17 protein-coding genes are annotated in these 26,760 nt (G+C 46.3%); 4 read left to right on the forward strand and 13 right to left on the reverse strand.

The annotated features are described in order from the left end of the window. Nucleotides 1-38 precede the first annotated feature (38 nt). Nucleotides 39-4,523 carry a MucBP domain-containing protein gene (locus tag OCU21_RS05515; RefSeq protein ID WP_261806461.1) on the reverse strand — a complete coding sequence of 1,495 codons (4,485 nt, stop codon included), beginning with the start codon at nucleotides 4,521-4,523 and terminating at the stop codon, nucleotides 39-41. Between the two features lie 443 nt (nucleotides 4,524-4,966). On the opposite strand from OCU21_RS05515, the gene OCU21_RS05520 reads away from it, so the two are divergent. Beyond that, entirely contained in the window at nucleotides 4,967-6,970 is a 2,004-nt protein-coding gene (locus tag OCU21_RS05520; protein ID WP_261806462.1) for a cation:proton antiporter, read from the forward strand. 198 nt (nucleotides 6,971-7,168) lie between these two features. Here the strand turns inward: OCU21_RS05520 and OCU21_RS05525 are convergent, their stop codons facing one another. The 6 genes from OCU21_RS05525 to OCU21_RS05550 form a co-directional block, all read right to left on the reverse strand. Continuing rightward, nucleotides 7,169-8,347 (reverse strand): tetratricopeptide repeat protein, encoded by a 1,179-nt coding sequence (locus OCU21_RS05525; RefSeq protein ID WP_261806463.1) that lies wholly within the window; start codon nucleotides 8,345-8,347, stop codon nucleotides 7,169-7,171. Nucleotides 8,348-8,734: 387 nt separating this feature from the next. After that, nucleotides 8,735-11,266, reverse strand: a complete 2,532-nt coding sequence (locus tag OCU21_RS05530; RefSeq protein ID WP_261806464.1) for an excinuclease ABC subunit UvrA — start codon at nucleotides 11,264-11,266, stop codon at nucleotides 8,735-8,737. 1,001 nt (nucleotides 11,267-12,267) lie between these two features. Then, nucleotides 12,268-13,107: an alpha/beta fold hydrolase gene (locus OCU21_RS05535; protein WP_261806465.1), complete on the reverse strand. Its 840-nt coding sequence runs from the start codon at nucleotides 13,105-13,107 to the stop codon at nucleotides 12,268-12,270. Continuing rightward, complete coding sequence (locus OCU21_RS05540) at nucleotides 13,100-13,531, reverse strand: MarR family winged helix-turn-helix transcriptional regulator (RefSeq protein WP_261806466.1); 432 nt, start codon at nucleotides 13,529-13,531, stop codon at nucleotides 13,100-13,102. The genes OCU21_RS05535 and OCU21_RS05540 overlap by 8 nt, the downstream gene beginning before the upstream one ends. A gap of 406 nt (nucleotides 13,532-13,937) precedes the next feature. Continuing rightward, nucleotides 13,938-15,182, reverse strand: a complete 1,245-nt coding sequence (locus OCU21_RS05545; RefSeq protein ID WP_261806467.1) for an MFS transporter — start codon at nucleotides 15,180-15,182, stop codon at nucleotides 13,938-13,940. Beyond that, entirely contained in the window at nucleotides 15,163-17,004 is a 1,842-nt protein-coding gene (locus OCU21_RS05550; RefSeq protein ID WP_261806468.1) for a ThiF family adenylyltransferase, read from the reverse strand. Before OCU21_RS05550 ends, OCU21_RS05545 begins: the two co-directional genes overlap by 20 nt. Before the next feature lie 829 nt (nucleotides 17,005-17,833). Here OCU21_RS05550 and OCU21_RS05555 point away from each other — a divergent pair. The 3 genes from OCU21_RS05555 (at nucleotide 17,834) to OCU21_RS05565 (ending at nucleotide 20,915) form a co-directional block, all read left to right on the forward strand. After that, nucleotides 17,834-18,694, forward strand: a complete 861-nt coding sequence (locus OCU21_RS05555; RefSeq protein WP_261806469.1) for a helix-turn-helix domain-containing protein — start codon at nucleotides 17,834-17,836, stop codon at nucleotides 18,692-18,694. 417 nt (nucleotides 18,695-19,111) lie between these two features. Further along, complete coding sequence (locus OCU21_RS05560; RefSeq protein WP_261806470.1) at nucleotides 19,112-19,696, forward strand: TetR/AcrR family transcriptional regulator; 585 nt, start codon at nucleotides 19,112-19,114, stop codon at nucleotides 19,694-19,696. Continuing rightward, nucleotides 19,689-20,915 carry an MFS transporter gene (locus OCU21_RS05565; RefSeq protein WP_261806471.1) on the forward strand — a complete coding sequence of 409 codons (1,227 nt, stop codon included), beginning with the start codon at nucleotides 19,689-19,691 and terminating at the stop codon, nucleotides 20,913-20,915. Before OCU21_RS05560 ends, OCU21_RS05565 begins: the two co-directional genes overlap by 8 nt. 142 nt (nucleotides 20,916-21,057) lie before the next feature. Here OCU21_RS05565 and OCU21_RS05570 read toward each other — a convergent pair whose 3' ends face one another. The 6 genes from OCU21_RS05570 to OCU21_RS05595 all read right to left on the reverse strand — a co-directional run bounded on the left by OCU21_RS05570 (nucleotide 21,058) and on the right by OCU21_RS05595 (nucleotide 26,652). Continuing rightward, on the reverse strand, nucleotides 21,058-22,482 hold the full coding sequence (locus OCU21_RS05570; protein WP_373875470.1) for an MFS transporter: 1,425 nt from the start codon (nucleotides 22,480-22,482) through the stop codon (nucleotides 21,058-21,060). 308 nt (nucleotides 22,483-22,790) lie between these two features. Continuing rightward, nucleotides 22,791-23,834 (reverse strand): zinc-dependent alcohol dehydrogenase family protein, encoded by a 1,044-nt coding sequence (locus OCU21_RS05575; RefSeq protein WP_261806473.1) that lies wholly within the window; start codon nucleotides 23,832-23,834, stop codon nucleotides 22,791-22,793. Between the two features lie 169 nt (nucleotides 23,835-24,003). Beyond that, the gene (locus tag OCU21_RS05580) at nucleotides 24,004-24,609 is read right to left on the reverse strand and encodes a cyclophilin-like fold protein (protein ID WP_261806474.1); all 606 of its coding nucleotides are present in this window, start codon (nucleotides 24,607-24,609) and stop codon (nucleotides 24,004-24,006) included. Continuing rightward, nucleotides 24,609-25,187 carry a DapH/DapD/GlmU-related protein gene (locus tag OCU21_RS11270; protein WP_309297199.1) on the reverse strand — a complete coding sequence of 193 codons (579 nt, stop codon included), beginning with the start codon at nucleotides 25,185-25,187 and terminating at the stop codon, nucleotides 24,609-24,611. The genes OCU21_RS05580 and OCU21_RS11270 overlap by 1 nt, the downstream gene beginning before the upstream one ends. Before the next feature lie 293 nt (nucleotides 25,188-25,480). Beyond that, the gene (locus OCU21_RS05590) at nucleotides 25,481-26,206 is read right to left on the reverse strand and encodes a hypothetical protein (RefSeq protein WP_261806475.1); all 726 of its coding nucleotides are present in this window, start codon (nucleotides 26,204-26,206) and stop codon (nucleotides 25,481-25,483) included. After that, nucleotides 26,203-26,652, reverse strand: a complete 450-nt coding sequence (locus OCU21_RS05595; RefSeq protein WP_261806476.1) for a hypothetical protein — start codon at nucleotides 26,650-26,652, stop codon at nucleotides 26,203-26,205. The genes OCU21_RS05590 and OCU21_RS05595 overlap by 4 nt, the downstream gene beginning before the upstream one ends. Between the last annotated feature and the right edge of the window lie 108 nt (nucleotides 26,653-26,760).

Consider the following 26,760-nt stretch of genomic DNA (forward strand, 5'->3'; position numbering starts at 1 on the left):
CTGTGGGTAGGTCCTAGCTTAGTGTTCTCCCACGCGAGTTAGTCATGGCGCCGATCTCGTGACTGTTCTAACCCGACACCAACGATCACAATAGCTAAAGATAGTCCGATCCAAGACAAGACTGTTCGTTGTTTTTCACTAGCCCGTGGTAATTGGTGCTGCCCTGTCCTTTTCCCTGATGATTTAGCCGATTGTACCGGTCTGTTTGTTTGTGGCTTGTTCACCTTGTTTGGTGTCGCTGGCTTTTCCGGCTGATCAGGTTCGTCAGGGCTAACGACGACAGAATCGACTTGACGATACACGTAAGTCACTTGTTGAGCGCCAGCAGTAAAAGTACCATTTGGTACACCAATTTTTCTGACTACTTTATGACCAGAAACCATCTTCTCTGTAGTCTGATAAGGCGTCCCCACTATTCCTGTGAGGATCTCCGCAGTAGCCAACTCTTTGCCATTTTCGTCCTGATAATTGACGATCACCTGACCTTCATCTGGTTCCGGCGGCGTTTCTTTCTCGTAAATGAAAGTCACTTCTTGATCCGCTACTGTGAATTGACCGCCGTCAGCGCCGATGACTTCCTTGAACGTATAGTCAGCTACCTGTTTTTTCTCGGCGTGATATTTCGACCCCACGTTACCTGTCAATTCTTCCGAATCCGCGATCTTGTTACCCTCTACATCTTGGTAATGGACGGTCACTTTTCCTTGTGCAACCACTTTTTCATAAACGAAGGTCACTTCTTGCTCTGCTTCTTTGAATTGACCGCTGTCAGCACCGATGACTTCCTTGAACGTATAGTCAGCTACCTGTTTCTTCTCGGCTTGATATTCCGTACCCACGTTACCTTTCAGTTCCGCCGAGTCCGCGATCTTGTTACCCTCCACATCTTGGTAATGGACGGTTACTTTCCCTTGCGCAACCACTTTCTCATAAATGAAAGTCACTTCTTGATTCGTTGCTGTGAATTGACCGCTGTCAGCACCATGGGTTTCCTTGAACGTATAGTCAGCTACCTGTTTCTTCTCGGCTTGATATTTCGTACCCACGTCGCCTTCCAAGACTTCTGGGTCCGCGATCTGGTTGCCATCTACATCTTGATAGTGGACGGTCACTTTCCCTTGCGCGACCACTTTTTCGTAAATGAGGGTCACTTCTTGATCCGCTACTGTGAATTGACCGCTGTCAGCACCGATGACTTCCTTGAACGTATAATCGGCCACTTGTTTCTTCTCGGCGTGATATTCCGTACCCACTTCGCCTTTCAAAACTTCCGGGTCTGCGATCTTGTTACCATCTACATCTTGATAATGGACGGTCACTTTCCCTTGTGCGACCACTTTCTCGTAAATGAAAGTCACTTCTTGATTCGCCACCGTGAATTGACCGCTGTCAGCACCATGGGTTTCCTTGAACGTATAATCAGCCACCTGTTTCTTCTCGGCCTGATATTTCGTACCCACGTCGCCTTCCAGGACTTCCGAGTCCGCGATCTTGTTACCCTCTACATCTTGGTAATGGACGGTCACTTTTCCGGCAACTGGTTCCGGCAACTTTTCATTATAAATGTTTAGGATAGATTCCCCGCTTTGTCCAGCAGCGACCGTAAAAGCATTAGTCTGAGTTTCGTTGGTTCCCTGAGGTAAACCATAGCCAGCTGGGAGCTTGGTCTGTTTCAAATAATAGTTTCCTGGAGCTAGCGCACTCAAAACAAATTCGCCCTGAGTGTTGCTGGTATAGACTTGATCATTCACTAAAGTATCTTGTTGGTCCTCACGGCGATACAATTGGAAAGTCGCCCCAGGTAAAGGTTCTTCCGTTTTCGTCGCTAAGGTCCGAACTCGGACGAAATACTGGTCATCGCGATTCAATGTTACGACCGCCGCTGATGAGCGCGTAAATGTCGTCTGACCAGCGTCAGTGGTGGTAGCAAACACGTTATGAACGGAACTAAGATCTGGCGCGTCACTTGCCCCAACTGTGACTGCGGGATAATCAAAATAAAACTCATCACTATTTTTAAGATCAACGCCATTATGAGCCTGGATCTTGATCATACGCACTTTTGAATAGTCGCTAGGTTGGGCTACCCAATGAGCCTGACGATAGTCGGTCGCCACATCCGTAGGCGCATCTGTGGAATAGAAAATATCAAAATCACTTTGACTGTAGCGACTGGTTTGATTATTCGTACTAAAACTGACCGGGCCGGTCATTTTGACTGAAAATGCAGAATCATCTTGCCCTTTCACTGGTAAAACATTGATGAACCCAACATGCGCGATCGGCCGCTCGGAATTATTGAACAAGCGTAAACGGTAAGTCAAGGCCTGCTCGTTGGCCGTCTGACTAAGATTAGCGACAAAATTTGTATTAGCCGCCGCTTTAACAAACGCGTTCAAATACAAACGCTTTTCAGGGGCGAAAGTGAAATCTGAATCATCCCCGGCTAGTCGATCAGGCGCTTCGGTTAAATCAAGCAGTGCCTGCGGGATACCTGGATTTGCTTTTGGTGAATCAACGAAGTAAGATTCCGAAATATTAGTACTATTTTGATTTTTGATCACATAGGTCGCACCATTATTCGTAAAATATAAATAGGCCTCTAATGGAAACCTTGCCTGATACTGAAAGACACGACTCATCCTTACTGGCAAAGTGAAATTATATTCACCACGCCGATTTGGCCAGTCTGAATTATCAAAGTCACCATCTAACTTTCTAGTTGGCGTACCAATCACGACCGTCTTGCCACTGTCCTGATAATTCTGAATAACTGTTATGTCTTTCAGTCCATGTACTTGCGCAGAATCGCTGGGCTGGTATATCAATCCATCTGGCAAAAAATAATAGATTTTCGCATCTTTAAGCGCTGGCACCTTTCGACCAAGTATATATTGTATTGTCAGTTCGAAATTTAATAACATTATCTGTCCAGGTAATAATGATCCGCTTAAATCTTTATTTAAACTTGCATTAGAAATCTCCGGCAAAGCTGGCTTTTTCAAATAGAGATCAGCCCGTCCGCTACCAGTACTATATTGCGATGAACTATCTCGAAAGTAACTGCCTAATAAGCTTAAACTTCTCGACTGTACATTAGCTTGCTTGAATTGATCAAGAAAACTTTGCCGAAACTCTCCGTAAACAGTTAATCCTAGCGCTGACTTGGATGTGTATGGTGCAACATTAATCGTCTGATCAAAAACAAGTTCAATCCTGGCATACGGTTGCTGTAAATTCTCTGGTAATTCAACCCGATCAGTCGTTAAATTCTCAGCCAAAACTTGGGTCGTCCCATTTAACGTCTTGCCGATCACTTGATTGACTTTCATCTCACTCGTGATCGGTCCCTCTAGAGCAAGTGCCATCACCTTGAGCGAAGTCGAATTATCCTCGTATCCATTCTTATCCGCAAAGTTCAAACGAAGTGATTTGACTGGTACTGCTTTATCTTCAGTTGTGACGTCATTCATATACAACCTGATATTTTCTTGGGCCATACCCGTCATATCATTAATATCAAGATTATTGTCATAAGTATTATCTGATTTTTTCTGACCCAGTAGTTGGATCTCGACCTTCGGCTTCTTCTCACTCACTTCATCAAGTCCTAGCGAAACCGTCGCAGTACCACTGGCATCCTTGGTCGGGTAGAGATCGCCATTGGCAAAAGTAACTTGATACTTGATCGGGAATTTAGCCGTTAACGCTGTTCCCTGCGCCAGCGTGTAAGGCAGCTCCAGACTCGTTTTATCTAGATAATCGGTCTGAACTGTTGCCTCTCGTGTTTTGGGATCATATTGCCAAGCTGATTCTTGGGTCGCATCAAAATCCAACCCCAGCGGCAACGTCAACTTGACAATGATCGGTCGAATATCGACTGACCCATTGCCATTATATGAAGTAGTGACGGGAAATTTACGTGACAATGGCGCTAACAGTTGTTGCTGCGCGTCTAACTGCGCACTGGTCACAGCATTCACTTGATCATTAACCAGCGGCCTTAACTGGGGAACACTAACTTTCAGATCAAAAGTTGATTCTGCCAGTTGTTCGCCTGATTCATTCAGTACTTGCTGCCGCAAAGTGAAGGTTTTGCCTAAGTTGGCCAATTTCAGCTTAGCCTTTGATGAAACGCCATAATCCACCCCTGACGGTAGTGATGGTAGCGTATAGGTGATCACATAATCGCCAGCCTCATCATGACCCAGCTCCGCTTTCCCATCTTGGATCTCACTGAAGTCCGGCTTCTCAAAGATAGTCGCCGGCAAGGTCAGTTTGATTTTCACATTCTTCAATGCTTGATCACCGGCCACACCAAAACCAAGATTGGACGTGACCAACAAGGTATCACCTGCATTAAAAACGGTAGAACTCCCATTCCCCTGATCGACCACTTTGATTTGACTATTGATCGAAGCGACGGGATCACTCGCCGCGGCGACCAAACGTAATGGTAACGCAAAAAAAGGCGTCAATAATAGTAGAACCATCATCAGCGCAAAACCTGTCCGATGTTTCATTTTACTTACCCCCAAATTCTTTTTAAACTCCCAAAATAAAGCACCCTCAAAATCACTATGACAAGTTGAGTATAACACGATATCAGAATTCTAATGTCTATTTAGGTGCCAAGAAGTCAGCAAAAAACGCCTAGATCCTAGTCTTTCTAGAATCTAGACGTTTGATCAATTGGCTTACTTGACGTCTTCAGGCTCTGGTGCCAATCCTTTTAGCAAAAACTCAGTGAGCTCCTTGCTGGCCTGTGCCACATCAAATTCAGGGAAGTTTTGTTGCCGTAGCGCGTGTTTCATACCTATGGATATGGTGGTACTACCATCTATCAGCCGAAAACTAATGATCAGAAAAATCAGTCTGGTCAGGTCTGAACTCAAACCGTCGAATACCGCTCTTCAAACTTCTTGTAGTAAAATAATAGGCATCAAGTGCTGTGGGGGCAAACGCAATGGAAACTGTCTTTCTGATATTACTGTTAGTAGCAGGGGTCGTGGCTGCTAACGCGCTCTATGCCAAATTCAATCGGGTCCCTGTCGCCTTTTTACAGATCGGCGCAGGCTTGTTATTGTCGTTGATCCCTCTTTACCAAAAGTTCGAACTGAAGCCCGAGGTTTTCTTGTTCGCGATCATTTCAGTTTTGATGTTCAAGGATGGGCAGAATACCAAAATCAGGCATTTCACGCGGCAGTTGGGGACGACATTGTCCTTATCCGTGGCGTTGGCAGTCGTGACTGTCCTGTTGGTGGGATCAACCACCCACTGGCTGTTGCCGACGGTCGCAATCTCTTTGGCCTTTGCCTTGGGCGCGATCATTACCCCTACCGATGCCGTCGCCGTTGCTTCGTTGACCACCAAAGTTGTGGTGCCCAAATCGGTCATGTCCACCTTGGAGAACGAATCCCTATTAAATGACGCGTCTGGTATCGTCGCCTTGAACTTGGCCTTGTCCGCTTACGCCACTGGAAAATTTTCCTTAATTAAGGGATTAGGTAATTTCCTTTATGTTTTTGGAGGCGGCATTTTATTAGGGATGGTCGTGGGCTATTTGATCGTGCTTGGTCGCTCGAGCCTGATCAGGGCTGGTGTTGACACCCCTTCCGTGATCGTACCTTATTCATTGTTGACGCCGTTCGTGGTTTATTTTCTGGCGGAGAGCGTTGGTGTCTCTGGCATTCTGGCAGTGGTGATGACTGGGTTGATCCACGGGATCCAGCGTCAACGCCTGCGTTTGACTACTTCACAGATTCAAATCACACTGACCACGACTTGGACGATCATTAGTAGTCTGCTGAATGGGATCGTGTTTGTCCTCCTAGGTGTTTCCCTACCTGAAGTGATCGAGCACATCCATAATCAAAGTTTGGTGAGGATTTTTATCCTGATCGGCGTTGGCTTGCTACTCTATTTGGTGATGACGATCACCCGCTTTCTCTGGACATATTTCGATTTTGCCCGTATCCGAGCTTGGGGTAAACACGACAAGCTCACCAATAGTCTGATCATGGCCTTAGGCGGCATTCACGGCACTATCACCTTAGCGATGGCCTTTTCCCTGCCACAAATAATCAATGGCCGACCCTTCCCCGATCGGAACAACATTATTTTCATCGCTACGATCGTGATCCTCATTAGTTTACTGGTCCCCAGTCTGGTGTTGCCGCTGATCCTACCCAACCGCGTAGAGGCGTTCACTTTGAGCGAACTGGCCGCCGCCAAGGTCGAGATCGTCGACAACGCGATCAAAATGGTCCAAACACGTTTTGGCGCTAGCCCCAGCGTTAGCCAAGTGGTCCTAACTCTCGATGGCCAAAAAGTCATGCAAGGTGAATTGAACCGCCGTGACTTGGATGACTTATTCGAGCAGGCTTTCAATGTGGAGACCGCCGTGGTCAATAATATGGTCCACGCTGGAAAAATCGACCAAGTCTATGCAGATAAATACTATCATTTGGCGCGACAAGCTGCGTTACAGAATCAAAGCGGGCTAGTACGCCAGCTCAAGTTCTATTTCCGTTTTGTGATCCTGGTCCGGTTGCCTTGGAGCAAGGCCGGTCGTTTGCGCCGAGAACTACTTAAACAATATCCGTCTAATCAAACCAGTCATGAAGACGTATTGGCGCGGCATAAAAAAATCTGGCAACGCATGAAAGAAATCGAAAACGAACCCTACCAAGAAGTATCGTGTTATTTAGCAAGTTTGTATGATGGCCATAATGACTTCGAGATCAATTTAGTTCGGAAATTCTACGACGAGCGACATCGCCGGTTTTCCGGAACACGTGACCTACAAGATCAACAAAACGAGATCTTGATCCAAGCCTTCCAACAAGAATACAACTTCATTCAAAATCAAGTCGCTCAGAAAAAATACAGCCGTGCTCTAGCCAATAAACTCAACGCCCAGATCTCCGTTGACCAAACGTTTCTGCTCCAGAGTATCAGTAACGACTGACTTGCTTTTTATTAGAACTAGGAAGATCATAATGCTTTTATCCCTGGCCATGATCAAAAGAATTCTCAAAAAAGCGTCGGGTCGGTCAAACACATTTGACTGATCAGACACTTTTATATAATGACCATTTTATTTTTACCAACCCCAAAATCTGGATCGACGCGCGCGAGGATCCTGAGATTTCCCTAAGACAAATGACTATTTCCAAACACCAAGAACGCGCAGATTGCCGGTGCTATCTTGCCAATTGATCTGGCCTGTGGCGGTGAAATCCAATAAATAAGTATAATTCGGCTCACCGACTCCCACAAAGTGAACTGTGATCGTTCCTGTTTCAGCGTTAGTTGTCGTTAACATTGGTTCGCAATCTTGCTGGGCCAACTGGTTCGCTTTTTCCCAATACTTCTGCGCTAATTCTTCCGCAGTCGTTGTGGTCAAGGTCGTTACTGAACTTTGCCGGCGCTCAACTAATAATTGTGGGTAATTAGCCTCAAGGATCGTCGCAGCAATCCGGGCATCTCCCATTTTTTCTTGAGCTTGGGCAAAGGCTTCATCGATCGCCGCATCAGGGATCTGCGTGATTGTTGCTAACGAATAGCCCATGATCCGAACCAATAATTGCCGATAGTAACTAGCTGTCGTTTGGCTGACTACCAATTCCTGAGTGGTATTATCACTAGCCGTTGCGTTATTAGGATCAGTCGCTTCTGTAGCGGCTTCATTATCTGTTGCCACTGGATCGCGGCCAGCAACTTCGGCGGGTGTTTTGACTTGTTCAGGCAATAGAACATCGCTAGGCCGTTGCTGCAAAAGGTGCTGAAGGACCGAGCGTCCCAGCTCACTATACTGGGTGTGTAGCTTCGCCAAATAAGGTTTATTACGCCAATCGATCGTATCCATTTTTATCAAAAGGGTATTAGCCGCTTGATAATCACGTTGGGCATAAACCGTTTGTACCTGTGCGATCTGGGTGGTGACAGTTGTGGCTTCCTTGGTAGCAGTTTGAATAACTTGGCGTAATTCAGCACCCGCTGCCTTTAAGGATTCCGCTAAATTTGCGCGCTGGTCCATTCGATCTAACTCAGCCGCAGCCTGCCGCAGATCGCCCTGACCAAATGCCTTTTGCGCAACAAGATAGTGATTGGTCTGCGCCAGCATAAGCTTCGCCGACTGATCACGAGGCGCTTCCTTCAATGCATCTTCAAAATAGTCCTGCGCCCGAGCCATATTATTGGCTGCCAGTGCCGCAACACCTTGATCAAAAGAGCGCTGATATAACGTTGCTCGTGGTTTTTGCTGACAGGCGCCTAAGATCAGCACTATTGACCCGAAAACACTTAATAGCCCTAGTTTTTGCGCCCAGTTATGCCCAGTCATCACACCACTCCTAAATGAAAATTGTTTCACATAAGTTCAGCTTACCGCAAACCCAATTTTCTGATTACTTTATCGCGACAACTTAACCAAGCCTTAATAATTAGGTTCTATTTATAATAGGATCAAGTGACGGTTTTCGGCTTATTCTAGTCCCTGTCGGAAGCGTGATCGAGATGATTCCTGTTTTTGATCTGAAACATATTATTTTCGACTAAACATAGACCATTATTGTTCATTACTTTTCAACGCCTGATTAAATCAGAACGACAAGGTCCGACCACAAAAAATCGGACCCATAAAATTTACTGGGCCTGATCAACTAGCGGAAAAATCAACGTAACTAGAATTAGCCGAAGTGTCAACTAGCTGGTACTCAAGGTGGCCACTTTACTTCGGGGAATGCGCGTTAAATTTCTGCCAATGCTGGCTTAAATATTGAAGCGTCAAGCTCGTCGGTTCTTGTACCAATTCCGCCGGCCGACCCGCCGCCATCACTTGACCACCCTGCTCGCCACCTTTAGGCCCAAGATCGATCAAGTAATCAGCATTGGCCATAAGGTCCAAGTCATGAGTGATGATCACGATCGTGGCTCCCTTGGCTTTCAACTGATTGAGCACCCCTAAGAGCACTTGAACGTCCAGGGGATGCAGACCCACCGAAGGCTCATCAAAGACAAAAACAGTATCTGGTTGCTTTTGATTCAAGTGGTTGACCAGCTTTAAACGTTGGGCTTCACCGCCTGATAAGCTAGGTGTGCTCTCGCCTAAGTGCAGATAATCCAAGCCGATCTCCTGTAATAAGACCAGTTGGCGGTGGATCTTCGGCACCTTGGCAAAAATTGGCAACGCCTCTTTAACAGACAACGCCAATAGATCCACGATCGAATAACCCTGCCACTTGATCTGCTGAACAGCTTGGTTAAAGCGCGCCCCTTGACAAGTGGGGCAAACCTCATCCATATCTGGCAAATATTGAATGTCCAACGTGATCGTCCCTTGGCCCCCACAATCGGGACAAGCGCCTTGCTTGTTGTTGTAAGAGAAATAAGCGATTCCATAATGCTTGGCTTTCGCCGCCGGTTGGCTGGCAAAAAGCCGGCGCAAATTATCCATGATCGTCGTGTAAGTCGCTAACGTTGAGCGGGTATTTTTGCCAATGGGCGTCGCGTCAACGCTGACCACATGCCGCAGATCAGTCGTCAAGTCGGTCACTTGTTGCGGCAGCCGTTGCTTAGCCGCCCGCGCCTTGATCGCCGGTAATAAACTGTTCAAAATCAGGCTAGTTTTCCCCGCGCCGGAAAAGCCGGTGACCGCGGTGATTTGGTGATCCGGCAGGGCCACATTAATATCATGGAGATTGAAATAATCACCGATCTTCAGTTGGGTCCACTGGGGCTGAGTCACGACCGGCGCGACCTTGGCGTGGAAAATATTGGCTTTACCGGCGATAAAGGGACCGATCAACGACTGTGGATCCTTCGTCAAGGCAGCAGGCGTGCCTTGAGCGATGATCTGGCCACCAGCATCACCTGACCCCGGACCAATCTCAACGACCCAATCCGCCGCGGCCACAATATCAACTTCATGATCCACCACGACCAGCGAGTTGCCCTGCGCGATCAATTGCCGGAAAATCTGCAAAAGGCCTTGGATATTGTCGGGATGCAACCCGATCGAAGGCTCATCCAAGACATAAAGAACACCAGTTGTCTCAGTCCGCAAGGTTTTCGCCAACTGGATCCGCTGCAATTCACCGGTCGATAACGTATTACCACTCCGAGATAACGTCAGATAGTCCAAGCCCAATTCTAGTAGCGGTCGCACATTATCACTCAAATCTTTGAACAAGATCGCCGCTAAATTTGTCATATTGCCTGGCAATTCCTGTTTGGTGGTTGTCTCCCATTGTTGCAACGCGCCTAAAGTCAAATCCGCGACTTCCGCGATATTCAACCCGCCGACCAATTGATTCAACAATTCCGGATTCAACCGCGAGCCATGACAGGTGGGACAAGTTTCAAAGTGGAAAAACTGGTTGACTTGGGCGATCGCCCGCTCACTTTTGACAGTTTTTAGAGAGTCGTAAACCGCATCATAGGCGTTCTCATATAAGGTTTTGTCCGTGTGAAAGACCCGGCCGGTGCTAGTGTGAAAATCAACCGCGTACTGTTTCTTCTCACCATGCAAGACAATTTGTTGCTCGGCCGCGGTCAGCTCGCGGTAAGGGACATCGGTGCGCACGCCGATAGTGGCCGCGACGGTCGGCATGAAGTTCCGTCCTGGTAAATGCCAAGACGCGACCACGCCCTGATCTAAAGTCAGCGAATCATCACCGATCAACTTACTCTCATCTAACGTCCGGATCTTGCCCGTGCCTTGACACTCAGGACAAGCCCCACCAGAATTGAAGGCGAAATCTTCGGCGCCTTTGGCCATGAAGCTCACGCCACAAGTTGGGCAGGTCAGGACCCCCATTTTGTCCCCCGCCAGATCCATCACCTGAGCGATCTTCAAACTGGGCGCGAGCCGATGCCCATTGGGACACACCACCGAACCCAACCGGGAGAAAATCAAGCGAACCGTGTTGAAGGTTTCACTCATTGAACCAACGGTGGAACGCTCTGAAGGTACTGTCGGCCGCTGGCGTAACGCGATCGCCGAAGGAATATGTCGCACCTCTTGGACCTGCGATCGTTTATTCTGACTGATCCGCCGCCGTGTATAGGTCGAGAGCGCTTCAAGATAGCGCCGTGACCCTTCCGCGTACAAGATTCCCATCGCCAACGAACTTTTTCCAGAACCAGAGAGGCCGGAGATCGCGACAAATTTATTCAAGGGAATATCAACATCAATGTTTTTCAGATTATGAACCTGACCGCCGCGCACTTCGATCTGCGTCGGTATCGTAATTGTTGCCATAATGACCCTCCCATTGCTAAACAGATTCAGCTTACATTAACCAAGTATAACGCAAGATAAAAATGGACAACAGTATTTGCCGCTAGAGTGCAACCCACCCTGGGCAGCTTCTGAGCATTAACCTAGCAATTGTTTTGAAAGCTGGGTCTTGCTTTCGGAACAATTGCGTAGTTAAGCGCAAGAAGCTAGGGTGGTTTGCACGTTTCTATCTAGGCCCTAGGCCGCAGCTTGCGCTGCGAAATTCGGGGTGAGCTCGCTGTGGGCGTCACTTTGAGCTTCGCAAAACCCGCGAATCTCAAAGCTGAGCCTTGTCCTAAGCGGCAGAGCCGCCAAGGACAATCTCACGGCGATCTCACCCCGAATTTCTCCGCTCCAGCCGCTCAACGTTATCATAGTCGTTTGAGCACTCACGCCGACTGGTAAGCTATGGCCAATTGATGAGGAACCACGCAATTGACAATCGTGGTTAGTGGTCATCAGCTTTAAATTGGTGACACCAGCGCAGTCTGCCTGATGAACAGACCTAGTTCTCAGTGAATCAACTGAATCGGTCGATTTCCAACCAATGATTGTTTATGGAGCGGATAAAGATGTTCAACCTACACAAAATAGGCCGATCTCCTAATCCGAATCTGTTGGCATTGCCGTACCACCTCAAAAGAGGGCAATTGTTTGACCTCAATCTTGCAAATGCACTTCGTCAAATACCCAACTTCGATTGCAGATAGGCTCAATGCTGCCTAGCAACCGCCTCAGGGCGTGTGGCTCAGCAGTGAGATTATTCTTAGCGATTTATCGCTTAGAATAAGGCCTGATTTTGAGACAAGCCGCCGGGCTTGCGGATTGGCTCAAAACAGTGCCCACCGCGTTCCAGCCACGACAAACGTCCTGAGGCGGTTGCGTCCACACTCAAACCCACCTACACCTGCAATCAAGCGCAGGTTCAAGAATAGGAACCAGCCGTTCTAAATCAATTCAAACGATGTCCAGCACACCGGCACTCAAAAAGTTGCTTTGATCAACGCAGCGATTTCCACGCTATTACTTTCTAGGGCAAAGTGACCACTATCTACCAATTTAACCACAGCATCAGGAACATCTTGTTTGAAGGCCAGCGCGCCAGGATAAATGAATGAGGGATCATTTTTACCCCAAACCGCTAACAGTTTCGGTTGGTATTGGCGCAAGTAAGCCTGAAAACGCGGATATTTCTTAATATTATTTTGATAGTCAAAAATCAGATCCAACTGATTCTCCACATAATTTGGTCGCTGCGTGTAGGCAATATCCAAAGTATAGCCGTCAGGACTGACACTGTTCGCAGGTGTGCCGGTCAAGTATTGGCCCTTAATTGTCTCCGGCGCGAAGGCACTACGGTAACTGGCACGTTTGGCTGCCGTTGGATGTTCCCAAAAATCGCGTCGGGTCGCCCATTTTTCGCCTAAACCGGCTTGATAGATATTCCCGTTTTGGCTGATGATCCCGCGGATCCATTGGGGATGCGCCATTGCAATCATGAAACCGATCGGCGCGCCATAATCGAAAACATACAAATAGAAATCCGTGAGTTCTAATTTGGCCAAGAATTCAGTCGTGACCGCCGCCAAATGCTCAAACGTGTAACTGAATTCTTGATGATCAGGCATGCTCGATTGCCCGAAACCCGGATAATCCAGCGCGATCAAATGAAAGCGATCGGACAACAAAGGCATCAAATCTCGAAACATATGGCTGGCCGAAGGGAACCCATGCAAGAGCACCATCGTCGGCAAATTAGGATCCCCCGCCTCACGATAGAAAATCGACAACCCTGAAACTTCTAACCGATGATAACTAATCATGTTTTTCACTCCTTAATTTCTGATTATTACTCGTTAATAAACAAGTCATCGCCACTTTATCAGCGCCTAGTTTAGTATCCGTATACTGACCAAATTCCGCTAAGCACTGATTGGCGGTTTCGAGAAAGGCCGCGCTGGCAGGCAATAATGCTAAACTACTAGCTCGACCAGTACTGGTCATTTGCAAAAGTCCTTGGCGTTCCAGCGTTTGCGCCATCCGATATAGCGACGAACGCTCATAACCCAAGCGCTGGGCCAGTTGTACCACCGTTTGCGGTTGTTCATCTTCCAATGCCATCATGATATAAGCGTACGCCGGCTTCAACCCAGTCGGCGCGAAAATCCGATCAGCGACCTGTTCCACTGTCCGCATATACCGAGCCGCCGTGAAATACGCGCAAGTTTGTTCAAAATGATGCGTCACGATCATTCACCTCAATTATTTTTTAACTATCAATCCCGCTTTACGTGTATATACACTATAAATCTTTTTTCTTGCTTTGACAAGTCCGTTGCGGAATTTTTTTGAGATGATCTTGGTGGCGGTGAAACGCGGCAGAAAACTACCAAGATTATCTTAAACGCGGCTTGTACTGCGCGTGGCGCTGGGAGTAAGCAGATTTGGTAGGGCTCCAGCAAGTCGCTACAACTAGTAGGCACCAGATAAAGGCGGCTCGACCAATTGGTCGGACCGCCTTTATTTGAGTCTAAGAGCTCACAGTTAAAAATCGTCACGCAGAACAATGACCACGTCAGCTCGTTCTAGGCTTTCGCCTATTCGGTTTGTGACAGTCGGCTCACGCCCTTATTATATTGCTTAGTTCGGATCGTTAGTCATCAATTTGGTCTTCTTCCGCTTTCTGTTTATCACCAGTAAGGAAATATTTCGTACTGAATACCGCAAGTGCGCAGATGGTAAAGACGATCAGCGCAACGTTGACTGAGGCCGTGCTTGCCACCAACATCAGTGTCATTGATAGGACTGGTGTCGCTAAGCCAACCATTGAATTCATGAATCCAGCGACTACGGTCAATTCATCGGGCTCAAAGCTCGTCATTAATTCCGTCATGAATGATGGTGTGGCAGCGCCGATACTCAAGCCAAAAACAACTTGCAAAACGACGATGATCCAAGCATTAAACGTCGCAATACTCCCGATTGCTAGGATCAGCAATAGAATTGCCAGTCGTAACTGGGTCGTACTATTGTGGAAGATTTTTTGAGCAGGTTTTGAAACCAGATTCCCTAGCAAAAATCCGACCAAGACACTGCCCGTGATCAAAGCCACTGTAAAGCTGTAGGAACCGATCACCATCTTCGGATGATGGGCGATTTGAAGTTGGGCGATCGGTGACATGGTAGACAGCGAGGCATTCAGAAAGGCGAACAGGGCAATGTTTTGAAAAATAATCGGCTTTTGCTTCAGGATCACGATGGTATTTTTCAACCCCGGAAATAGGCCGATTTTTTGCGTTGCTTCGGTGGCGGGGACTTTTATTTTCGCGTGGATCGAGATCATGATCAGCGCGGCTAAAATAAAGGTAGCCGCGTTGACCGAGGCAAAAGCGCCATAGGATAAGAAGGACAGGATGATGCCCCCTAGCAGGAGCGCAAAAACATTGATGAGTTGATAGCCGAATTGTTCCAGCGTATTGATCGGCTGAAAAAGTTCCTGGGAAACGTTGGTCGTAAACAAGGCGATATCCAAACCATTGCGATATTTCCCCAGCATGTCTGAAATGAAATTGATCACCACAATGACCAGAAAGGTTTTTTCAGCAACCCCGGTAAAAAACATGATCGCGATCACGCTGTACATAGCCGCTCGTAAAAAGTCTGCCAGGATCAATAACCCGTATTTTCGTTTCGTTTGTTGCGCGTAGTGACTACAGACAACATCAAGGATCCTGGGAATCGATTCTGAGAAGGTGACTGCCGTAATGGCGAAGCTAGGATTAGGTGTGGTTGCCGCAAAGGTCACCATGGCCAAGTAGAAGATCGTATCTCCGAAAAACGAGATAAAGGATGATCCCACAAAGCTTCTGGCGATTTTATTACTCAGGACTGCTTTCATAAAGTAACTCCTCCAATTTCGTAAGTTCCTTGGTGTTGTCAATAATTGGTTGATAGTAGCGCTCCAGCTCGAAGGGGCTAAAGCGATTGAGATAATGATTCAAAATATTGAGAAATTCCGCGACATTGTCTTGGGTTTCCGGATGTTGGTCGAAAAACAAAGGAACTTGCTGGCGTAGGACTGCTTTCTCGTACTCGAGAGTGTAGGCCATCCCGATGAAAGCATTCACGGTTTCTTGCAGATACGCTTGCGCTAGTTGCCTAACCACCGGCTTTCCCAAATTGTCCAGGAAAAAGGCCGTCTGCATGGCGCGGACAAAATTTTCGTGATCACGCGTATTCTCGCTAGTGTCAAAATAGACCAAATGGAGTAACTCATGAATGATTGAAAGCGTCTGGGTCGTTGGCTTCTGCGGATCTTCCACGGAATAAACCAACGTTTTGTCAGCTGTTTTAAGCGTATATGATTCACGCCTCAAAAATGATTTATTGCCAATGTAGACCTGGTTATTTGAAATGGCTTGTTCTACTTTCAAACGAGCGGCGAGCGACACGTGTTTCTCTAGAAAGTCTAGAAATGTTTGTTCTACTTCGCTAAAGGACACTTTTGCATGAGCTTGATAGGTATCCTTGATCATTAGGTTGTGTTTCAACAATTCAGACTGACTTGGCTCAGCTAACAGGCGCTTCTTTTCAGCCGATAGGATCGGCATTCGCACTAACTTGGGATCAAAGACCGTTATTTCATTCAGCGGACCGATCCACGGCGACTCATGGGGCGCGCTCCGGTGATTGACGAAACGATACTGGCGTTTGTTTTTGGTTTCAAACTCGCTGTACAGATTCTTGGCGAATTTATTGCCAACGAAGTACGTATTCAGTTGAAAGTCAGCAAACGCATAATCCGCATCCCCCACCTCGAACAGGTCATCGAAAATCATTTTTGCGATGGAAAAGGTTAAGAACCATGAGTTAAAAATCGCGCCGGAATTACTGCACAAATCACGCGCGCCGTCGTCCGCAGTCAAACCAGTCGCAAGCTTGCTGTGCAGCTCTTTCCAGTTTTGCGCGGTGATCATCAAACTGCATTGTTGCAGAACCGTATATTCGTTTAAAAACAGTTTGGCTTTGGGAAATTCATGAAACAGGTTTTCCACAATGTTTAAGGCCAGATAGTGATCATCGGCGCAGTCAATCACGTACTGGAAAGCCTCAAGATCCACCAGTTCCTTCAGTTGACGATAGGTCCGCACGCACTCGTTGATACTCGTGATCTCAACACTTGCGCTTTCATAGCGCTTTTTAATAACGTCGACTTTGTAATGGCCAACATCACTTGCCAGATAGCTCTGTGCGGACAAATTCTCCAAGGCTACTTGGTCGCCATCAATGATCGTGAAATGCTTGAGTCCAATTTTATGGAGCATCTCTAGTTGGTAGCTTCCTGCCGTGCCCAGGCCAATGACCAAGACTTTCGCCTGGTTGAGCTCCCCTTGATAAACATCGAAATCCTGATGTGGGAAGGTTGATACGAAACGATCCAGTCGTTCCAATTCGATTGGTGTTTTTGCGTTTTCCATCCGGAGATATTGATGATCAATCAGGAAATCGATAATTTGCGTCTTCTCCTCTTTTGTCAAAAAGGGATACTCAGCCAGCTCGCTTTCACTCCGCGCTTCGCCAATAAAATTCAAAAAGTTGAATGTTCCCTCTGGATCGTCAACCAGTAATTCCTTGCACAGATTGGTATTTGTTGAATAGACAGTCAGTTTGTCCGCTTTTAAACGCCAGTGAAGTTCACTTTTGATCTGATATTGCTTCATTTACTCACCCCGCATCCATCATCAACTACTATACTTCGTGTTCCTACAGTGTCTTGGAAATATCTCGAATGATAATGTATAAAGCATTATCCGAGTCCCCAATAAATTTTTAATTGATCCTAATTTGCATTTGTGCCACAGAAAAAGCGGTTGAGTAATTTCAATTCCTAAGTCAAACAGAATCAATATTTGGAGATTGGAGCTAGAACTTAATCTAGCATTGGATTTATTCCTTGAATCCTGCCGTCAATATTATATTCTCTCGCAAGAAAAATCATTGAATAAATCAGATCGTCATTGTGTTTGGGCCACGAGTTCACCTAAGATTGCCAGAATAATAAATCCAAATTAGAATGAAGTCAAAAATTTTCAATCATTATTTAATCTAAACCCAGTAATCTAATCTAGACAAGCTTGGGTGAATATTTACAGCTGGAAGATCCCGCACAAAAATCATGTTATATTTTGGTGAATTAGAGCTAACTCATCGTATGGAACGGAACATTCAATATATAATGCGCAGATTGGTATTTGTTGAATAGACAGTCAGTTTGTCCGCTTTTAAACACCAGCTTCTTCCGCTTAGCTACGCAACTATTCCGGAGGCACAAACCAGCCTCCATAATAGTTGCTAGGCTATGCTCAGAAGCAATGCAGGCCGGCTCTCACTCTTTTTATTTTCCGTATGTGACATCTCCAATTTCCAATTAGTTATCTGCTACGTTTGTATACCTGTATCATATCCCGGGTTAAATTTGGCGGTTGTTTTTTTATCCTATAGGTTAAACCACCAGAAGTGCTATACTTGAATAAAGGAAGGTGTTCACATATGAATGGTAATGATTTGGGCGTAACCCTACGTGAGTTGAGACAGTCTAAAGATATGACGTTAACAGACACAGCCAAGGGAATTGTTTCAGTGCCCTTTCTGTCAAAATATGAGCGGGGCAATAGTGATATTTCTGCAACTAATTTTCTTAGTTTGCTCGACAGATTGAACGTTAATCTACGCGAATTTGACGAAAAGAATCATCGTATCAATCAACGCTCCCAAAGAGTCTTTCTTCACGAATGTAACGAGGCTGTCATTTCAGAAGACACCTTTCTCTTGACTCAGTTGATAAAGCGGGAGCAAGATTTTCTTCAACAAGACAATAACTATCGGCATGAATACAATATAATCCTGATGCAGCAGTGGCTAAACAGTATTAATGGGGTGCCCTTTGATAATGATCAGGTCAAAGTAATAACCAACTATCTGCTTCAAGTCGACGACTGGAGCCACTACGAACTTGAATTATTTAATAACGGGGTTTTCTGTTTTTCCGCAGAAACAGTTGGCTTTTTATGTAAATCGGCCTTTAGGAAGGCCACTGCTTTTAGTAAACTGATCACCAATCGGAATGAATTGGCACTGCTCGCGATCAACGTGATCCTATTATTGTTAGATAGAAATGCATTGGACCAAATCGCTTCGATCATTGCCATGGCCGAGAGTTCTTTAACCGGAACGAAATTTTATTACGAACGGAATAAACTCAATTACGTTAAGGGTCTTTACGCCCTCCGCACTGGCGACAAAGAGAACGGCCTGAAATTAGCTAATGACGCAATCGCGATCATGTATAGTTTGGGCAGTCATCACGACGCCAAAGCCCATCAAGATGAATTGAAGAAATATTTAAATTAATTTCCGGTTTAACCTATATGAAAAAAATGGCGCCGGATTCACCATAAATTCGATAAGCCGTTATTCCTATTCATTCGGCGCCATCAGTCAATTGCCAATATTTTTGTTGCGCCAAAGTAGCTGGTGGCAATGCCTCACTTTAAAGTCACTCACTGACCATCACCCAAGGACATTGAGTGATGGTCGGCAAAAACGACACACTCCGTATCATCTCTAGGACCGCCGATACTTTCGGACAGTCCTATTTTTAATGGCTGCTTTTAACAGCACCTAGGCAAGAACTTTTGAGGTCAGATCAGTGCTCCGCCCAATGTAGCGTAAGTTACAAGGCCGATCGTAAATTTAATTTACTGTTTGTAATTTATTTTTTTTAGGCGTAAAATAGAAGACGTTTGTCAGGAGGTAACTCAACTTATCATGCAAAAACGCAATCTTAATCAACAACGGATCATCGAAGTGGCCCGCCAGGTCGTCAACGAATCAGGCGCGTCCGCCTTAAATTTTGGCAATGTGGCCGGTTTGCTAGGTGTGCGCCCCCAAGCGCTTTACGCCTATTTTGGTAATCGGGAACAATTGAAATTTGCCTTGATCATCGCCTTTCTCGATAACCTGACCGCTGACTTAAATACGGCTCTGGTCGGGATCAGTGGTGAACAAGGCCTGATCATCTATGGCAGTGAGTTGCACCATTCACTTTTAGCAGAACCGAATTTAACCAAACTGGCTTTCGGCGGTATCAACTATCAACAGGAAAGCGAGGCTGGTCAACACTTGCATCAGTTGGTCTTAGTGTTAGACCGCTTACTGGCGCCTTATTACGACAATGACCGGGAAGTGATCGCTCAAGCGCGCTACCTAAGAGCGCTGATCTTCGGCTATGTTCAAAATGAACTGTGGGGGTTGTTCAGTCAGCCCGATCTATCTGCCGATACGACTTTTAATGAAGCACTGACTCAAGCGGTGATCAACATAACTGGGAAAGGCGTGATCAAACATGGATGATGCGCAACGAGAAAAACAACCTTGGCGAAAAAATTTAATCGTACTTTGGGCCTGTACTTTTATCGCGGGGATCTCCTTCAGTGAGATCATGCCCTTCATGTCGCTTTATGTTGGTGAATTGGGTGACTTCACCAAGGCGCAATTATCTTTTTATAGTGGTTTGGTTTTTGCGGCGACTTTCTTTGTGACTGCGATCGTTTCGCCGTTGTGGGGCGCTTTGGCCGATCGAAAAGGGCGCAAGATCATGTTGATCCGCGCCTCTTGGGGCATGGCGGTCGCCTTATTTTTAATGGGCTTGGCAACAAATGTTTGGCAATTGATCGCTTTAAGAGCCCTGCAAGGTGTTTTCTCCGGGTATATTTCTAATGCCCAAGCCTTGATCGCTTCGCAAACGCCGCGAGCCAATGCCGGTAAAGCACTGGGCACCTTGGTGACCGGATCGACTTCAGGGATGTTGATGGGCCCGATCATTGGTGGGATCTTGGCTGAGGCCTTCTCGATCCGCAACACGTTCTTCATCACCGCCGCGCTACTGATGATCACTGGGATCCTCTCCGCGACCTTGGTCAAAGAGGATTTTGTCCCGATCAAGCGAACCGTCGATCCTGAGAAAAAAGGCATGCTGTCCGGTTTACTCAGCCAATTTGAAAATCCCCGCCTGATCATCGTACTTTTACTGTCAACGATGTTCGTCCAACTAGGCAATGCTTCGATCTCGCCGATCATCAGTCTTTACGTTAAAGAACTGATGCATAACACCGGAAGCGTGCCCTTAGTGGCCGGGATCATCGCTGCTCTTCCTGGTATTTCAAATATCATTGCCGCGCCACGGCTGGGTTCCTATGGGGACAAACATGGTTCCGGTAAAGTTCTGATCGCCGGTTATCTATTCGCCGTGTTGGTTTACATTCCCCAAGGATTGATCCCCAGCGTCTGGGTCCTCGGGATCTTACGTCTACTCGTGGGTGTGTCTGATGGTGCCTTGTTCCCCACGATCCAAACCCTTTTAACGAAAAATTCTCCAGTCAGTGCGACCAGCGCGATTTTCTCTTGGAACCAGTCCTTTCAGGCACTCGGCAATATGTTCGGCGCTTTATTGGGTGGCGCTTTGGCCGGTTGGTTCGACTATAATGTTGTCTTCATTACTACGGCTGGACTTTTATTGATCAATTTCATTATGCTCTGGTTGACCGAGCCATCCCTTCGCCGTGGTCAATAAGCTTGGTTCGTAACCAACAATATCGAAAACTGAATCTACGCCAAAAAAAGTGTCACACCTTGAACCGAACAGGTGTAACACTTTTTTGGTTCGATCAATGCCGATCTAGCTTGGGTCCGGCTTGAATCTTGATCTGCTCGATCTAATCTTTAGCCGGCGTCCTACGGCCTTGGTGATACTGGATCCAAAGATTAAGGCCTAAGGAAACAAGCATCAGTCCCAATGATAGTAACATGATATTCTGGAGACCTTGATGGAGGATCTGCCGCATTTGCGGGATCAACTTTGTTGGTAAACTGCTCAAATTAGCAGCATCGCTCAATTTATTCATCATTTTCATTGTGACCATTCCTTGACTTTGTTGCACACCGCGCCGTAAAGCCGCATTCATGATCAAGCCAAAGATCGATGCAGTAAAGGTCTGGCTCAACATCCGGATCAAGAAACTAAAAGACGTCGCTACTGGCACATCTTGGCGCTCGGCATCTTGTTGCACTTTGACTTGTAGTTCATTAAAGCACATCCCATTCCCAAAGCCTTCAAAAGCGGCCGCTACTAAGAGGATCCAATAGGGTGTCTTGATGCCCCAGAGTAACATCAGCAAGAAAGCAATCGTTAGCGTGACGATCCCAATCGTGATCACCCGTTGTGGTGAAAACCATTTACGAAAAGTAGCAACTGAACCAGAACCGACAAAATTCGTCACCGATCCGGGAATCTGAGTGGCACCGCCAACTAAGGCCGTCGTTCCCAAAAGGCCCTGTGCCCACATAGGACTGTAAATCAGAAAACCAACAAACGCACCCCAGATCAGCGCAAATAATATAAAATCCCAGACCAAGACATGGTTTTTGAACAAACGGTCAGGAATGATCGGATCCACCGCATTTCGTTCAAAGCGAATTAAGGTGACTAAACACAGCGCCGCGAAAATAAATAATCCGACGACTAAGCCCATATTTGAACTGCCGACCAATTCGATCCCGGTCAATAAGCTGCCCAAGCCAACCACTAGCAAGATACAACCTAAGTAATCCACTGGCTGGACCTGTTCCCGTCGGTCATCGATCCGATAAAAAATCTGCACCAAGATCGCCGACAATAAACCAATCGGCACATTAATATAGAAGACCCAGTGCCAGCTCAACACATCGACCAGATAACCGCCGACTAACGGTCCAATGATCGTAGCCATGCTATAACTGGCGGAAACAAAGCCCAACACTTGCATGCGTTTCCGCGGTTCCGGATAAAGGCGCGCATAAATAATGTACGGTAACGAGACCACGCCGCCATTGCCGATCCCCGCCAATAAACGCGCCACGATCAACACGGTCATATTTGGCGCCAGCCCTTCTAATAAGGATCCGACCACGAAAAACATTGCCGCTAATTGGTAGCTTTTCTTATTGCCAACATGTTCCCCGAATTTACTCCACAAGGGGGTACTGACTGCCGTCCCCAGTAGAAAAATCGCCACGATCCAACCCATCATTTCGATACCATGTAAATCGGAAATAATTGCGGGCAATGCTGTATTAATGATTGTATTATCCAGCCCACTCATGGCGTTGGAAAGTAATAGGGCGCAAGTGACAATCAATGTATTCCGTTTTGAACTCGACAAAGCCAACGCTTCTTCCTGAAAAAATCAAATTATATTCTGAAAATAGAAAACCATATTTTCTATCTTACTCTTTTTCAGACGGATTTGTGATTTGAAAACGCTGAAAACAACTATTTTTTTATCTGAACAGAGATCCTCTTTCACCCGCATTTCTCATTTAAGCAAGCTTTAGTCAAAAAGAACCAGATAAGATTTGCTCTTATCCAGTCCTTGAACCTACTGTGACGTTAAAAAACTATGATCATTTGTTACTGAGCGACCACGACCATCGACTTGATGACCTCACGGTTTTCCATAGCTTTGTAGGCATCATCGATTTGTTCGAGCGGAAAACTCTTGGTGAAGACTTTACCTGGGTCGATCTCACCGTCAAGCACGGCTTTAAGCAGGAGGCGCTTATCGTAAGTCGTGACGGAAGCAGGGCCACCAGCTAACACCAGATTTTGCATAAATGGCGTAGCCACATCGATCTTGGGCATGTGTGGCACGCCGACCCGACCGACAGCAGCGCCTGGACGGATGATCCGGATCGCAGTCTCTGTGGACAATTCTGTCCCGACACATTCCAAAACCGCATCCGCACCAGCATTGTTGGTCAAGGCTAGCACTTTAGCGACCGCTTCATCCCCACGTTCTGGAACAATGTCAGTCGCGCCGAATTCCAACGCCAATTTTTGCCGATCCTCGTGGCGGCTCATGGCGATGATCCGCTTAGCACCGCGCATCTTAGCCGCGATCACTGCACAGAGCCCAACAGCGCCATCACCAACCACGGCCACAGTATCGCCTGCTTGAACATTGGCGACCCGAGCGGCGTGATAACCAGTCGCCATTACATCAGCTAAAGTCAAAAGTGAAGCTAGCATCCCTTCACTATAATCTTGCGGTTGACCGGGGATTTTGACCAGTGACCATTCGGCATGCTGGTAACGCGCATATTCGCCTTGAAACCCAGAACTAAAATTATCACTATGATTCTGACAACCACCTTCAAAGCCAGCCAAGCAAGCCGCGCAATGACCGCAACCGTGCGTGAATGGCGCAATAACGAAATCACCAGGTTTGACAGTTGTGATCGCCGCGCCAACTTCACTGACAATTCCGATTGCCTCATGACCATCATTCAATGAACCGGTCTCTTTCTTATCAAAGCCACGGTAAGCCCAAAGATCAGAGCCACAAACACAGGCGCGAACGACCTTGAGGATCACGTCATCATCGGCTTGGATCGTTGGCATGGGTCTATTTTGAAGCGCTACTTTACCAGGCTCCATAAAAATCGTTGTTTTCATTGTAAAACCTCCAATTTTATTTCTATCAATTTCATTATAAGACTTCGAGCGCACTCGAAGGCAAGGAGCGATTTGGTTCTAATCAATTATTTTTCAAGCAGATAACTGGCAGGAATTTTGCTTTAACGATCGTTTACGACCTAGGTTCTGTGTGGGTCAGGCGCCGCTCTTAGCGCCAACCAGCAACGATCTGCGCCGAAAAATCACCAGTTTGTTGTTCAATGACTTTAGCCGCGGCAGCGCGGTCAATGAAATGACCAAGTAGATGGACCCCGGAATATTCACCGACATCGCCCCAATAAAGAACCACTCGCGGTTCTGGCGACCAGTAGGCTAAATCACCGGTCTGTGGATCAGCTGCGTCAGGCGATCCTTTTATTGACAAGGGCCGCTGGAGATCAGCAATTTTCTCCGCAAAACCGCTACTGAATTCTCTAAAATCTAGTTTCAATGGTAGCTGCCGCCATAATTGTGTGGCCAGAGAACTGGTATTCAATTGGGCGCGTAACTTATGCTGGCCGAACGTCACCGTGATCCGTTGATTGGCAGGAACCGTCGTTGCCCTATTGCTCACCGAACTATTGGTCGCAGTTTTATTTAGTTGCTGGCCTGCTTGCTCTGAACGAGGCAATTGTTTACTCGGTGCCTGTCGAGTCGCATTCAATACGTGCGTTCCCCAATAGACCCCGCCAAAGATCAGCGCCAGAGCCAGCAATGCTCCCAATATTCTTAGCCACTTCGTTGCTACTGCTCGTGATTTTTTTGGTGCTGCCATCAGTGCTCCTCCTCTTTGATACGGCGTAAAATACGTGCCGGCGTACCTACAACAATGGTGGCCGCCGGAACGTCCTTGGTGACAACTGATCCAGCGCCAACAATAGCCTGTGCACCAATGGTCACGCCAGGCAAGATCATTGCGTTGGCGCCGATCCAAGCGCCTTTTTCAAGGTGGATCGCCTGCGGTCGAACATCGCGGCGATGCTTAGGATCCTCGATATGGTTGACCGTGATCAGAGTCGCGTTCGGCCCGATCAGAACATCATCAGCTAAATAGATCCCGCCGAGATCAATCATCGTCACACCTTGATTGACAAAAACCCGTTGACCAATAAAAAGATGCCGACCAAAGTCACAACGTAGCCCAGTATGAAAATCACTACTAACAGGAACCGAATAACCAACGATCTTACTCAAGATCTCCCGCCGGGCAGCGTCTGTTCCGGCCTGATCGAAATCACCGAGCAACGCTTCCGTTTGCATCATAGTCGCATTGATCTGCGCGAACCCGGGATCATTGAATGTTAGTCGCTCGCCAGCAAGCGCTCGCGCCAAAATCGGCTTTTCTATTGTCATCTTGGACCTCCTCGTCTTACAGTAAGCAATGTTCTCCCCAACTGGATCCTTCAGTCACGAACAACTCACTTGCTGAAATCTAGTATACGAGGCAATCATTTTTATATCCAATACTTATATCGAATCTTGTTTCATTACAAAAAAGCATATGTAGGTCATTCCATATTATTAGCTATGACGTTTCTCTCTTTTCAAAAAAATGAGTGTTCCCATACTCGGCACAATACTTTCAAAATTTCAATTAACCACAAAAAAATTCGAACAATGACTTGTCCGAATTTAGTCAATTTCAATTATTCTGATGCTCGGTACAACCCCTCATTAAACCAATTCTCATTCTGTAATTCTCCCGCCAAATATTCTTGTTCTGTCCCGTCTGGGTCTAAAGTGAACATTTGAACGGTCATATTACCATTAGCATAGATATAAGTGGCGATATAATATGACCCATCATTAGCATCAACAACTCTGAAATGAGTCATCTCTGACTCCTCAACATAATCTTCGACACTAAATTTTGGATCTTGATCCTTGGGCTGAATAAGATCTGCAAATTTCTGAGAATGATTAATAATTCTTAAGACCGTTTCCTGCCCATTCAAAACAAGCTCAGAATCAGCGGAATATATCAGCGCACCATTAGAGGTACGCCCATAGCCATCCGGCAACTGTTCTGACTGATTGTCCTGATTGGTGTTTTGTTGATCAGCCTGTTGCTGTCGCTCGTTTCCATAAACCCGTTCATATTTCTTACTTATGCGAGCGGCGATATCATCTGTTGCTTCTTTACCATCACTTGTTTCAGCAGCACTTTCTTTATGATCAGTTTCCCCTTTTGAATGCCGCTGCTTTGTTTTCTTTTTTAACGTTGCTTGTTGACTTGTCTTGTTTCCTGTCTGTCCGCTATTTGCTTCAGGGCCCAATGCTGATTTATTTTGACAACCACCCAAGAATAGCATCGCCCCCAATAATGATACCGTGACTAAAGACACATTTTTATCATGTTTAAATAACATCATTTTTTCCCTTTGATCTTCTGGCTTAGATCTTGATTCAAGAATCGAGCTACTGCAGCGATTAGACTGACCAATCCGGCAATGAGATAAACGATCCCACTGAAACCCAGACCCATGCTTCCACCTGAATAATCCAATTCACTACTAAGCTGTGACTTTAGAACGAAAACCAAAATCAGCGCTAAGATCGGCATCACTAACTTGATCAATTTCTCTGATTTCTTCATTGCCGTGACATAATTTGTAATCAACGTTATTGCGGGACATAACAATAACAATGTTCCCATAATGAAGTCAGTGTTAAATAGCATTTTGTATCCAGTCACATTATACTTAACGCTATAAAAACCACCATCACCTTTATAAAACGTACCAAAGAATAGAAAGGCGATCATGACAATTGACCCGATCAGATCCAAGTCATTGATCCAATTCTTTTTTGGAGCCACATCTGTTTGGCTATTTCTGGCATTCAACTTATTTTTAATGAAACTGCAAGCGAAAAAAGGCGCAAAAAATCTCTATCTGTACTATAATAAAATTGCTGGTTTTTATTT

The sequence above is a fragment of the Lapidilactobacillus luobeiensis genome, from assembly GCF_024345205.1.
Classification (GTDB): domain Bacteria; phylum Bacillota; class Bacilli; order Lactobacillales; family Lactobacillaceae; genus Lapidilactobacillus; species Lapidilactobacillus luobeiensis.